Source organism: Brasilonema sp. UFV-L1, assembly GCF_012912105.1.
Classification (GTDB): Bacteria; Cyanobacteriota; Cyanobacteriia; order Cyanobacteriales; family Nostocaceae; genus Brasilonema.
Genome location: NZ_QMEA01000051.1, coordinates 37,974 through 50,795, shown reverse-complemented (window position 1 = coordinate 50,795; position 12,822 = coordinate 37,974). Strand labels below are relative to the sequence as shown.

At 39.9% G+C, this 12,822-nt stretch carries 11 protein-coding genes; 1 reads left to right on the top strand and 10 read right to left on the bottom strand.

From position 1 onward, the window contains the following. Window positions 1-52: 52 nt before the first annotated feature. The 10 genes from ssuC to DP117_RS16265 form a co-directional block, all read right to left on the bottom strand. Window positions 53-853 (bottom strand): aliphatic sulfonate ABC transporter permease SsuC, encoded by an 801-nt coding sequence (gene ssuC, locus DP117_RS16310; RefSeq protein ID WP_211176148.1) that lies wholly within the window; start codon window positions 851-853, stop codon window positions 53-55. Between the two features lie 170 nt (window positions 854-1,023). Beyond that, complete coding sequence (locus DP117_RS16305) at window positions 1,024-1,833, bottom strand: class I SAM-dependent methyltransferase (RefSeq protein WP_169219338.1); 810 nt, start codon at window positions 1,831-1,833, stop codon at window positions 1,024-1,026. A 34-nt stretch (window positions 1,834-1,867) separates the two neighbouring features. Further along, window positions 1,868-3,043: a sulfonate ABC transporter substrate-binding protein gene (locus DP117_RS16300; RefSeq protein WP_169219337.1), complete on the bottom strand. Its 1,176-nt coding sequence runs from the start codon at window positions 3,041-3,043 to the stop codon at window positions 1,868-1,870. Window positions 3,044-3,055: 12 nt separating this feature from the next. Continuing rightward, the gene (locus tag DP117_RS16295; protein ID WP_169219336.1) at window positions 3,056-3,919 is read right to left on the bottom strand and encodes a TauD/TfdA family dioxygenase; all 864 of its coding nucleotides are present in this window, start codon (window positions 3,917-3,919) and stop codon (window positions 3,056-3,058) included. 183 nt (window positions 3,920-4,102) lie between these two features. Next, window positions 4,103-5,197, bottom strand: a complete 1,095-nt coding sequence (locus DP117_RS16290; RefSeq protein ID WP_169219335.1) for an aliphatic sulfonate ABC transporter substrate-binding protein — start codon at window positions 5,195-5,197, stop codon at window positions 4,103-4,105. 432 nt (window positions 5,198-5,629) lie between these two features. Beyond that, window positions 5,630-5,779, bottom strand: coding sequence for a hypothetical protein (locus DP117_RS16285; protein ID WP_248277685.1), 150 nt, complete (start codon window positions 5,777-5,779; stop codon window positions 5,630-5,632). A gap of 39 nt (window positions 5,780-5,818) precedes the next feature. Further along, on the bottom strand, window positions 5,819-6,598 hold the full coding sequence (locus tag DP117_RS16280; RefSeq protein WP_169219334.1) for an ATP-binding cassette domain-containing protein: 780 nt from the start codon (window positions 6,596-6,598) through the stop codon (window positions 5,819-5,821). A 500-nt stretch (window positions 6,599-7,098) separates the two neighbouring features. Next, entirely contained in the window at window positions 7,099-7,926 is an 828-nt protein-coding gene (locus tag DP117_RS16275) for an NADPH-dependent oxidoreductase (protein WP_169219333.1), read from the bottom strand. A 69-nt stretch (window positions 7,927-7,995) separates the two neighbouring features. Then, window positions 7,996-9,117: a sulfonate ABC transporter substrate-binding protein gene (locus DP117_RS16270; protein ID WP_339381270.1), complete on the bottom strand. Its 1,122-nt coding sequence runs from the start codon at window positions 9,115-9,117 to the stop codon at window positions 7,996-7,998. A 44-nt stretch (window positions 9,118-9,161) separates the two neighbouring features. Beyond that, the gene (locus tag DP117_RS16265; protein WP_248277684.1) at window positions 9,162-10,925 is read right to left on the bottom strand and encodes an iron uptake porin; all 1,764 of its coding nucleotides are present in this window, start codon (window positions 10,923-10,925) and stop codon (window positions 9,162-9,164) included. A gap of 611 nt (window positions 10,926-11,536) precedes the next feature. Between DP117_RS16265 and DP117_RS16260 the strand changes: the two genes are divergently transcribed. Beyond that, the gene (locus DP117_RS16260) at window positions 11,537-12,577 is read left to right on the top strand and encodes an NADP(H)-dependent aldo-keto reductase (RefSeq protein ID WP_169219331.1); all 1,041 of its coding nucleotides are present in this window, start codon (window positions 11,537-11,539) and stop codon (window positions 12,575-12,577) included. Window positions 12,578-12,822 lie beyond the last annotated feature (245 nt).

Below are 12,822 nucleotides of genomic sequence, written 5' to 3'. Positions count from 1 at the left end.
TTCATATTTCCAGGTGCAAGATGTGAGTTGATCCATCAAAACGATTTACTTCCTAACTCTTCAAATAACTAGGATTCCACTGCAACCAGTAATTTTCTAAGGCTCTAGCAATGACATCTGCTAGCTTGCCAAATAGAGCATATAGTAAGATACTCAGAACTACCACATCGGTTTGCATAAATTCTCTGGCGTTCATTGCCATATAACCAATACCAGAATCAGCTGCAATAGTTTCAGCAACGATGAGTGTTAGCCACATAATCCCTAACGAAAAACGCACACCCACCAAAATAGAAGACATTGCTCCTGGTAAAATAATCCGCCAAAACAAACCCCAAGCATTTAAACCGTAGATTTTTCCCATTTCAATCAATCCCGGATCGACGCTACGAATTCCGTGAAAAGTATTTAAATAAATAGGAAACATTACACCTAAAGCAACAAGAAATAATCTCGCTTCATCTCCAATCCCAAACCACAAAATTACCAAGGGAATTAATGCTAAATTGGGAATATTACGGAGCATTTGAAGAGAGGTATCTAACAATTTTTCAGCTATGGGAGAAATGCCATTAAGTAGTCCTAAACCAAATCCAATACTCCCTCCAACTAAAAAACCAGTTACTGCTCGTGTTGCACTGATACCAATATTTCTAAATAGTTCGCCTGTTTGAGCTAGATTAATGGCAGCATCAAAAACACCTAAAGGTGCAGGTAAAATTCTTGTAGGAATTAAGCCAATAGAAGAGAATAACTGCCATAAGATGATGATTAATATAGGTACTATCCAAGGAATGAGTGACTGAACTTGACGATTCTTAGACAATTTCAAGAGGAATTCGTTTTTTTTCATATGCTTTGCTCGAAAAGAGCTAGAAGTAGAGAAGATAATTTTCATATATTTTTGTAAACCTTATTATTTTTTTATGAGATGCTTAGTCGTGGTTGAGATAACTCTGATTTGCTATTAAATTATCAAAAAGGATTTAAAATTGGAGGCATTGTGCAACACCTATTTTAAAACTATTTCCAAGCAGCAAGCACAGTGATAGGTAACTCTTCGCTAAACTTTCCAGAGGGTTCGACCCACAGAAGAGATTCTCTTAAATCAGCCTCAAATTTCTCGCGGTTTTCTCCTAAAAAAGATGGTAGACAGAAAGCTGTAGAGTAGAGATAGCCAAGATATGTGTCTATTGTCCAAGATTGTTGGTATTTGACTTCATACTTGGCTTGACGGGGGAAAGGTGACTTAGCTAAGATTTCCTCATGGGAAACTTCTAGTGGTTGCCAAATACCTTTGCCACCTTGACCTGTGCGTCGCTGTTCACCTAACCAGCGTTTGACAACGGAAATCGCTGTTTTTTTCCAAGGATGATCACTATTCCAAGGGTCTTCGTGGGTTTTGAGAATTGCAAGACCACCGTCGTTAGTTAGTAAATTATATATGCGTTGCAGCACTAGTTCTCGCTGCATCCAATGAAAAGCACGTCCGATAGTTACTAGACGAAATTTACCTACAGCGAGAGAAATATTCTCTGCCCTGTCTTGCACCCAACTGATATTTGGTGCTCCTACTGCTGCTGCTTGTCGTTGAGCTTCTTGAAGCATATCTGGGTCGGGATCGAGACCGATAACTTCAGTAAAGCCATCGCGTAAAGCAATCGCAATCAAACCAGTACCACAACCCAAGTCTAGCAGTCTCCCTTGACCATTGAGTTGAAACTTTTGTGTCAGCAAATCAAATAAAACAGGGGGATATTTAGGTCTGTAACAGGCGTAATGCCAAGCTGCACCTTGAAATAATGTTGGATCGTAAGCAGGAATTGTTGTCATTTCATGAGTTCCAAATCACATTTTCTTGAGTTTTTTAGGGTTGTGGAGTCCAAACAGCATCTTTAATTTGTACAGTTTTAGGAATCAATTTGAGTTGAAAAAACAGGTCTGCCATTTCCTGCTGTTCTTTCACAATTTGGTTATTCATATAAAGTACACCAAAATTAGGGCGTCTTTCAAATGTCCATTCCCAGTTTTCAGCTTTAACACCCGTTGCTGTTTCCAAAATTTTTGCACTTTCTTTCCTATTACGTTTTGCCCACTCTTCGTCTTTTTTCTGTTCATCGATAATTGCTTTCACCAACTGTGGATTTTTGCTAACAAAAGAGCGAGTGGCAATAAAGTATGAACGCTGTTCTGCAACTTTTGCTCCATTAGCAAGAAGACGTACTTGTCCTGTCCGTTCCGCTTCAGCATAACGAGGATCGGAAGTAACCCAAGCATCAACATTTCCTCCTTCAAAAGCAGCACGAGCGTCCGCAGGTAACAGGTAAACGGGCTGAATCTCGTTAAGCGTGAGCTTTGCTGTACCTAACACTTTGACAATTAAATAATGTCCTGCTGTTCCTTTTCCGACAGCTACTTTTTTACCTTTTAAATCAGCAACCGTCCGAATGGAAGAATTTTTTCTAACTAAAATGACCTGCCCTTTCCCATTAGGTAAACTGCTAGCAACATAGGTAACTGGTACACCTGCTGCTTGGGCGAAGATAGGAGGAGGTGCGCCTACAACCCCAATATCAATTGCATTGGCATTCATTGCCTCCATCATAGGAGGTCCTTGAGCAAATTCAATCCATTTTACATTCACCCCTGTAGGAGCAAATTTTTTTTCTAGACTACCTCTCGCTTTAATGATGTTTAAAAAAGCTGTTCCTTTTTGGTAACCAATACGAACTTCTGTCTGTTGTTTGGAATTCTGTTTAGAATCACTGGAAATTTGTTCAATTTTTGTGTTGTGTGTGTTTTGGTTTTGGATATTTGGATGATTTGGATTGCTGTTTGCTTTTGAACCACCACTTGTGAAGGTAGTTGCTATGAGCAGTAAGTAAGGTATGGATGAGAGCGATCGCTTAAATTTAAGCAACTGTGAACCAGCGCCTGAGGGTTCCAGTACTGAACCGTGTGCGTGTCCACAGAACATAGAAGAGTTTCCCGACAGAGAATCAGAGTGTTGGAGTTTCCGAGGTAAACTTGTAATTGCAATCATTTTGCTCCCACCTCAAAACGGACGACTTCCAGCTAAACTCACCCGCTTCATAACTCGGCGTTCATTCGGATCAAATGCTTCCCGGTAATGTAATGTCGCCTGATTATCCCAGTAAACAATGTCACCCACAGACCATTTGTGTTTGTAATAGAACTGAGGTTGATTGAGGTGCTGACGCAACTGTTCGATTAATTCTGCTCCTTCTTGTGGTTCTAAACCCACGATTTCTACTTCTGTGTCATAGTCTAGGTATAAAATCTTTTTGCCACTTTCAGGATGCGTCCGTACCAAAGGATGAGGAAAGACAGGACTAATAAGAGGAATACTTTTATCCAAACGATACTTAGAGCGCGGCGCGTTTCTGTCTCCCAAAAACGGATTGTAAGTAATCAACTGCAAATCAGCAATCCGCTCTTTAGTTGCATCATCTAACGTCTCGTATGCCAAATTAAGATTCAACCAATAAGTATCTCCGCCAAGACTTGGGACTTCTAAAGCATAAAGTAGCGAACCACTAGAAGGGTAGGGAGTCCACTTGTGATCGGAATGGAAAGCCAGTTCTCCAGTCCCTGTATAACCACCATCAAGATTAGAAATAGGAATGACTACCGGAGTAACTCCTGGTTGAGAAGCCAGCACAGGGATGTCATCTGGTGGGACAAACAAAGAACCAAAATAGAAGGCAAAATTCAATAACTGCTCATCAGTAAGCTTTTGATTTTTAAAAATTAAGATGTGGTAGTCGCGTAGTGCTTGCTTTAACTGTAAGATGACGAAGGGTGCAACTAATTGGCTAGCATCAAGTCCAGTAATTACGGCTCCCAAAGGTGTATTAAGGGGAGTGATTTTAAATTCAGTCAAAGTTAACGTGGACATAATTTTCTTTTAGTTAAAAATTGATAGTTGGGAAGAGCAGGAAGAAATTTTTGTATTTGATTTTTTTATTTATGATAATTGCTACTGGTCTGTTGGATGGATTCTGAGGGCTTGTGTTGGTCAGATTTCCAACTTCAAGAAGTCGAACATTTGACTATTTCTCAATATTCATGCAATGAACCACTACTTTTTAGCAAGCACTTCCTTAGGAGTAATTTCGGCATATTGTTCAGGAGTCAAAAACCCGTCTCGTACATTTACTTTTTTCGGTATTAGTTGCAGACTATACCATTTATCTGCCACTTCTTGTTGCTTAGCAATAACTTTGTCAGTAATTGGTCGTAAATCCCAGTCATATTTACTATGCATTTTTTCTAGTGTAGGTGCATCTATTTGTGTTAATGAAGTCAGTAATTGTGCTACTTTCTTCGGGTTATTCTTACCCCAGATTTCTGCTTTTTGGAGTTCTTCTAAAAAAACTTTGATGACTTCTGGGTGCTCTTGATAAAACTGCCTTGTTGTCGAGTAAAAGTTTCCAGTATCTCTTAGATTCTCACCATCTATCAAAACACGACCTATTTTCTTCTGTTCAGTTCTGGTTACAAATGGTTCCCAGATAAACCAACCATCTACTTTTCCTTGACTAAAAGCTACATTGGCATCTGGTGGTGGTAGGTAAACTGATGAAACATCACTCAGTTTAAAACCTTCTTTTTCCAAGGCTTTCAGTAAGAGGTAATGACCTATAGATGCCTTTTGAAAAGCAATTCGTTTACCCTTTAAATCTTTAATGGTCTTAATAGGAGACTTGACCGAAACTAAAAGCGAAATTGATCTAGCATTAGCAGAAGTCGTTGCTAGATAAACTAAGGGTACTCCAGCTGCTTGTGAAAAAATAGGAGGTGATTCGGCTGTAGATGCAATATCAAGTCCACCTGCATTTAGGGCTTCTAGCTGTTGTGGTCCAGCCGCAAATTCTGGCCATTCTAGCCTATATCCAAGGGATTCTAATCTTTTTTCAAGAGTACCTTGTTTTTCTAAAACTGCAAGTGCAGTTAATTGTTTAGAACGCACAATTCGTACTACTTTTTTGACAGGTTGCGTTTGGTTCGTATTCGATGCGGCTGCTTGCTCTTGCTGCTGAATTTGACTTGCTGATTTACTACAACCAAACAAGATAGTAGATAGTACGATACTGTAACCAACAGCAAATAATAAGTAACGACGAGTGATGCGTTGGCGCTTCCAGAGTTCAAACTTCTTTTTCAAGTTTTGCATTATAATGGTGATAATAATGACAACTTATTAAATCCTTAAAACAGTGAACAGTGAACAGTGAACAGGGAAGGAGTCAGGAGTCAGGAGTCAGGAGCGGAGCCACCAGCCGCTCCGCCTCCGGTCAGAATAAAAGAGTTAATTGATTCTTCTATTCTGAATTCTGGATTCAGCAATACTGAATACTTCTTCAAACTGATAACTGATAACTGATAAAGAGAACTTAAGCGACTTCATCTTTAAAGATGGCTTATAGTAAAAATCAGAAATATAAGATGGGCAATGCCCACCTTATGCTTATAGGGAGAGGAGAAATCTGTGGTGGAAATTTGTGCTTTTGGAATACTGAGTGATAAGTGGTAATTCTTCATTGAGTCACCAATTACCAATGTCGCGCAATTTGTAATCTACAGGGTCGTGTAGAGTCAAGGTACGTTAGTCACGCCAGTAACGGTCAAAGTTATATTTGCTGAGTGTGGATTGAATTTCCATAACTTCAAAAATGCCAGTTATCATATTTAACCCGACACCGAGGGCAAAAGCCTTAGCCGCAAAAACTGTTATGGCTGTTTCTCTTCTTTCCAAAAAATGTTTTCTCCAAGTTAGTAGTTACTAGCTAAAAAACTAATGAACAGTCTCTACCAATTCCTGATCCTTTTGCTGTTTACCCATCACCCTGTCTAAAATCCTTTCCACAGTCCGAGCAAATACCGCATCTCCTCTCACTCGTGGACGTGGTAAGGAAATGTTAACATCCATACCAATTTGACCGTCTTCAATCAGGATCACCCGGTCTGCAAGTACTACTGCTTCTTCCACATCATGGGTAATTAATATTGCAGTAAAGCCCTGCTCCTGCCATAAACGCTCAACTAATTGCTGCATCTCAATTCGAGTCAGTGCGTCTAACGCTCCGAGTGGTTCATCTAGAAGCAACAAAGAAGGCTTACTTGCTAACGCTCTTGCCAACGCCACCCGTTGACGTTGTCCCCCAGAAAGGACGGCGGGCCATTCATGCGATCGCTCTTCTAAACCAACTTCACGCAAAACTTGCAAAGCAGTTTGCTTGGTGTATACTTTCGAGTTGGAACCTACCAAACCCAACTCTACATTTGTCAAGACTCGCTGCCAAGGTAACAGACGTGCGTCTTGAAACATCATCCGCACCGCTGGATTAATCCGATGATGAGACTCGCCATTCAAAAACACTCCGCCGCCACTCGGCACATCTAGTCCAGCAATCAGGCGTAGCATCGTACTTTTACCACATCCACTGCGACCGACAATTGCTACAAATTCTCCTGGCAATATGTCCAAATCAATGCCGTGCAAGACTGTTTTTCTTCCAAAGGACTTTGTTAACCTTTCGAGTCTTAAATACATTCCACGCTGTTCAGATTTCATGTCAAAAACCTCCAGAACAAAGAGCTTACAATCAGCACAGCAGTATTACTACTTAGTTGTGAGTCAAAAATAGATTTAAATGATTTTCTATTGGAGTTAGGTAAACACAACTTGCTAGTTTCAGGGCAACAACACTTGGTGAAACGAAATCTTTTCTACAGCTACAGACACCATTTCGCCCTACTGAGATATCAATGGTTTAAGAACTTAGAGATACAAGCATTTAAACTTGATTAAACCTCTTTTGTTTAATTTTGGAAATTAAAATACGGAAAATTAGTTAGTTAACCGTATTTTTTTTTGTATCTTGACATAGTTGCAGGAAAAAAGCAAGTACATTTTGTAAAAAAAGATTGCTAGAAAGGCAAAATTTATCGTATTTTTTACTACAAAAAACTGCAAATGAACTTGTATATTTTGGCTTGCTTGACACTCCAGCCCTATATCCAAAAGACATAGGACTTAGCAAGAATTTCATCGGCTAAAAGCCGATGAGAGTGTCAATGAAGTAAAAAGCCAAGGTTCTGTAACGCCTCGCGCAATCTATCCCGTCCCGATAAGGACCGTGCAGAAGCAACTCGTTTGACAGAATGTTCTGACCAGTCACTGTCACTGGGAACATTCATCTGCTGTGAATTATAAAAGTTTTGCATGAGTTGGTTATAAAAGGCAATTCCGTTCTCTTGTTCTGCCAAATGATAAGTTTCTCGATGCAAAACAACTGATTGTGGTAGACGTGGCTTGACTACAGTATTTGCTGTTGGATCGGGATATCCTACACACAGTCCAAAGACGGCAAACACATGGGGAGGTAAACCAAGTACCTGTGCTACTTCCTCCGGACGATTCCGCATCGCACCAATATACACCGTTCCTAAACCGAGAGATTCAGCTGCAATCACGGCGTTTTGTGCGGCTATTGCTGCATCTACCACCGCCATCAAAAACATTTCCAAATAATCCAAACCTTCATCGGGTAGTCCGCGATGTTCAGCAATATACGTCAGTCGCGCCAAATCAGCTAACCATACCAAAAACAGAGGACACTGGCGAATATGTGCTTGATTATTCGCCAGTTGCGCTAGTTTTTCCTTGCGTTGTGGTTCTTCTACAGCTACTACACTCCAAGTTTGTAAATTAGAAGAAGTCGCAGCCGACTGCGCCGCCGCCACTAAAGTTTCTAGAGTTCCTGAAGGTAAAGGTTTGCCCAGATAAGCACGCACAGAACGGTGGGACAGTAAGGTAGTGATACAGTCACTCCAAGGAATCTCTGGATCAAAAGCATCAACTCCGTAGCGCTGTTTGAGTAACTCAGTTGGATTAGTCATAAGTGATTGAGTAGAAATCAAAGCACCTTTTTAAAATAACAACCCACCACTCACTATTTATCTCATTATTTATATTTTTGGGGAAAAAGCAGCATATTGTTGTGGTGTAAGCGTCGCATCCCGCACGCTAATTTGTTTAGGTATAAGTTTCAACTGATAATATTTATCAGCAACTTTTTGTTGTTCCGCAATCAACTTTTCATCAATCGGCACAATCCCAAAAGTTTTCCTCTGGGTTGCCCTTTTCATGGTATCTAAATCTACGCCCAAAACTGGCGACAAAGTTGCTGCTACTTCATCCCGATGCTTATCAGACCAATCTTCTAGTTTTTTAATTTCTTCTAGTATTGCCTTAATAGTTTGTGGATTATTATCGGCAAATTTCCGACTTGCCAGATAATACCCTCCTTGCCTGTTAATTTCTTTTCCATCAATTAAAACGCGAGCATTAGCAGATTTTTCTGCCGCTGCATAAAAGGGATCCCAAATCGACCATGCATCTATACTACCTTTTACAAAAGCAGCACGTGCATCTGCTGGTGGTAAAGATATGGGTTGAATATCGCTATATTTTAATCCTGCTTTTTCCAGAATTTGTAAAAGTAGATAATGAGCGCTAGATCCTTTTTGAAAAGCTATTTTTTTGCCTTTTAATTCAGCGACTGATTTGATGGGGGAGTTTTTGGGAACGAGAATAGCTGAGCCTGCTGGATTTGCTGCAATACCAGCAATATAAGTCAGATTTGCTCCTGCAGCTTGAGCAAAAATTGGTGGAGATTCTCCAGCATGACCAAAGTCAATACTCCCTATGTTCATCGCTTCTAAGAGTTGAGGACCTGCTGGAAATTCTATCCATTCAACACCTATTCCTTCTGGCTTTAAGCGTTTCTCTAAAACACCTTTAGCTTTTAATAAAATCACTGACTTCTGATAGCCAAATCTCACAATCGAAGCTTTAGCACCAGTTGTATTACTAACAGGACTAGCAGAAGAATTGGCTAGATTACTATTCGTAGAATTAGGTGATGTACAAGCTGCAAATAATAAGCTAAGGCACACACCAGTCACAAATGCTCCTGCAATAGGAACAGGAATGACAGAGAATAGTTTTGTGTGATTCTTCCAGTTCGATAATTGAGATTTTAGTGATGAAATCCACATTTCTAACTGCTGCCAAATCAAATTCATGATAGGTTTTTACCTCTTAATAACTTGATTGTGATTGAATGTCGTCTTTAGAAAGAAAAACTTGTACGAAGAACACCTACCAAAATTGGGTCATTGTTGCCATTATGTTCTGGTTTGGTAATCAGATAAACAATTGGTGTAATTCTGATGTTGTTATTTACCCGAAAAGTATAGAAAGTTTCGATGTGTAAAGATGTATCAGGGTCTTCTCGTTGTTGTCCAGCGAGTCTGAAATCATTACTGGTAACTTTCGGCGGAATGCCAATAGTAATACCACCTATATTTCCTTGCTGAAATAAATCAGGGAAACTAAAGGTCAGCGCACCATTGATGATAGTCGCATCATTATCACCGCCAACTTCTTGATGCGCTTGCGTGTAACCAAACCATCCACCTAAAGTAAAACGCTGGCTAACTTTCCAGCTAAACTCCAGGCCAAAATTATCGGATGTAGTAGCATTTTGCCCAAAAGGATTGCGTGCAAAAGCGCTACCTGTTCCGCCAGTCAGATTATTACCAGAATTCGTAGGAAAGTATTTGCGGGTATAAGTCAGCCCTAAATCAAATTGCTTACTGGGAGAGATGGTGAGTTGGGCGATCGCCGCTTGGGAACTATCATTGAAAAGTCCTTTGTCGGGTCTGTTCGCAAAAAAGCCATCTGCTATGTAAGCTACGTGTGCTTGTAATTGATCGCTAAATTTATAAGCAACAGCTGCACCTGCACCATCAAAACCTGGTCGGTACACAGTCGGGTTAAACTGTCCAAACCGGGAAAAACCACCCTGAAATGGGTTACCATTCAAGGAGTTTAACGTTGGGACATAAATTGGGAAGTTCAGTGTCCTCGGACCTATCCAAGCAGTGATTTTTTTACCAATTGGAAAACGGTAGTATAAGTTTTCCACAAACAGGTCACTATCCCCAAAACTTGATGCATCCAAGGCAAAGCGGGTCATACTAGTTCCTGTACTCGATGTCAAATTAGGAATATTGTCTGCTCGTAATGTAGTGAGTAGTTGATCTGTCCCAGTAAAGCTGGTTTGAAACGAAAGTTGAGTACGGTAAGCAAAAAAGGTGTTAGTAGTATCCTTGGTATCATTGGCAGGAGTGTTGTTTGGGCGATTTCCAAAAGTATCAGCCACTACGAAAATCGCATTACCTACCAGTTTAGTCGTCGTCGAAAATTGTTCCGCTTCAACTTGTGCTGTCTTGGTTTCTAAATAATCTATTCTTCCTGCTAATTCGGCAAGTTCTGGACGAAATTCCTCAGTCAGTCGCTGTATCGTCGCTAAATCTTCCTTAGTTGCTAAATCTGCTGTTGATGATGCAATCAGTTTATTAACAGGACTTACGCAAGCATTCAAACCCGCCGCAAATTCATAGCGTGTTAAGGCACGATTTCCGCGATAGGTGCTGTTAGGGTAGCCGACAATACAACCATAGCGTTCAACCAAGGACTGGAGTGCTTGAAATGCCCAATCTGTGGGTTGCACATCAGAAAGTTGAGAAACAGATGTCATTGGTGGTTCTGATGATGGTTTTGTAGGCTCAGTAGGTGTTGTCTGTGGTAAATTTTGCGAGATTAACTGATTTTTTCGTACTATTTTTAACTCTTTGATTGCAGGATCAAATGACTTAAGTAATTCTGGATCACGAATATCAGGATGAAATTCTGAAGGTGTTTCTTCTCCAAAAGCTTTTGCATTGGCTACTAATAAAAGCAGCACCAGAAATATTGGTAGAGTCAGTAATAAATTCCACAAAGTTTTTTTCATTTTGCTAGAATCACCCAAGTCGGTCTGGCACATCATGCTCTGTATCTCCACAGAAACCAGCCAGATAAAATGGAAGTCTTTAGTGTTAACCAAGTATTGCGTGAGTTATCTAAAAATTCTCAACTCGCGTTGCTCCCGCTATTAACTACTACAAACTGTAGTGGCTACAAATCCAAAGTTCAGCAGCCTGTGTTTCGCGTAGGAGAGATCCAAAAAAATAAAATATCCAGCCCAATGGGAGAGGCAGTTCGCACCGTCGGGGGGCTTCACCGGTCCCCTCTCAGTACATTGGGCGGAGATTTTCTCCGCTCAGAATTCTCGCTGCAATTTACAGCAAAAACTACTCATTTGGAACGAACACAATAACTTTGGAGATAAAAAACGGTAACTAAGTCGATTTTAAGTATTTTTATTCTACATAGATAGGAGCATTCCATATCACCTGAACAAAATAAAGTATTTTAGATGACATTTTTTTATAATTTATGTTAAGTCAAAGATATTGTCTACTAAACAAATGTCTGGTAAGATACAATTATTTATTTACAACTACTGTAAGTCGATAAAAATTAAATAAATTAAGAGTGGTGTGTAGTTTTTTGAAACACTGATAGAGACTATATCGAGGCGAAATAACGTAAGGATTCATGAAATATAACCAACTGGGCAATAGTGACCTCAAGATTTCAGAAATTTGTCTAGGAACTATGACTTTTGGGCAACAAAATATTATTGAAGATGCTCACAAGCAGCTAGATTATGCGATTGCCTATGGAGTAAACTTTATTGACACGGCAGAAATGTACCCAGTTCCACCTCGTGGTGAAACCCAAGGAAGAACAGAGACTTATATTGGAGAATGGCTGAAAAAACAACAGCGCGATAAACTGATCATCGCTACAAAAATTGTAGGTCCAGGAAGAGGATTTAAATGGCTGCGGGAAGGCAATTTAAACATTAACCGCGAGAATATCAAACAGGCAGTAGATGATAGCCTCAAACGCTTACAAACAGACTATATTGACTTATATCAAATTCACTGGCCTGACCGTTATGTTCCTCTGTTTGGTCAAATAGAGTATAATTCAGCTTTTGAGCGAGATACTATTCCTATTGCGGAACAACTAGAAGCTCTTGCAGATATTATTAAAGCAGGAAAAATTCGTTACTTGGGCTTGAGTAATGAAACTCCTTGGGGAGTATGTGAATTCAGCCGTACAGCACAGCAGTTGGGACTACCAAAAGTTGTTTCCATTCAAAATGCCTATAATCTCTTAAATCGGGTGTTTGATTCAGCTTTAGCAGAAGCTTGCTATCGCGAAAATGTTAGCTTGTTAGCTTACAGTCCACTGGGATTTGGGTTGTTATCCGGCAAATACGTACATAATAAACCGCTACAGGATACACGACTCACTCTCTTCCCTGGTTTTGGACAGCGTTATCTTAAACCAAATGTTAATGAAGCTGTCGCAGCGTATGTAGAAATCGCCCATAAGTATAACTTGAAACCTTCACATTTAGCATTAGCTTTTGTCCGCAGTCGTTGGTTTACAAGCAGTACAATCATTGGGGCGACAACGTTGGAACAACTGAAAGAAAATTTAGAAAGTGTGAATGTCGTGTTGGACAAAGATACTATAGCAGAATTAAATGCAGTTCATACTCGGTATCCTAATCCAGCACCGTAGAATATGCTCGTGTCCCAGATATTTTCTGCCCATAAAATTTGTTCTTGATTTTTTTTACAAACTGTGCGATATTTCTAGGATATCCAATAATACGGTTAATCCACTAATTAACCGTACTTTAAATTTGAAGAGTTAAGAGTTTATCAAACAACTTTAGTCACAAGCTACAGTTTGACGCAGTTTTCGTAATTTTCCATTATCTTAACTTCGTTTGACAACCAACTGGCATTTTTGTGTTGTCACTC

Bases quoted from the DNA above. Each gene is read 5' to 3' on its own strand.
- ssuC (WP_211176148.1), bottom strand. From the start codon at position 853: ATGAAAAAAAACGAATTCCTCTTGAAATTGTCTAAGAATCGTCAAGTT.
- DP117_RS16305 (WP_169219338.1), bottom strand. From the start codon at position 1,833: ATGACAACAATTCCTGCTTACGATCCAACATTATTTCAAGGTGCAGCT.
- DP117_RS16300 (WP_169219337.1), bottom strand. From the start codon at position 3,043: ATGATTGCAATTACAAGTTTACCTCGGAAACTCCAACACTCTGATTCT.
- DP117_RS16295 (WP_169219336.1), bottom strand. From the start codon at position 3,919: ATGTCCACGTTAACTTTGACTGAATTTAAAATCACTCCCCTTAATACA.
- DP117_RS16290 (WP_169219335.1), bottom strand. From the start codon at position 5,197: ATGCAAAACTTGAAAAAGAAGTTTGAACTCTGGAAGCGCCAACGCATC.
- DP117_RS16280 (WP_169219334.1), bottom strand. From the start codon at position 6,598: ATGAAATCTGAACAGCGTGGAATGTATTTAAGACTCGAAAGGTTAACA.
- DP117_RS16275 (WP_169219333.1), bottom strand. From the start codon at position 7,926: ATGACTAATCCAACTGAGTTACTCAAACAGCGCTACGGAGTTGATGCT.
- DP117_RS16265 (WP_248277684.1), bottom strand. From the start codon at position 10,925: ATGATGTGCCAGACCGACTTGGGTGATTCTAGCAAAATGAAAAAAACT.
- DP117_RS16260 (WP_169219331.1), top strand. From the start codon at position 11,537: ATGAAATATAACCAACTGGGCAATAGTGACCTCAAGATTTCAGAAATT.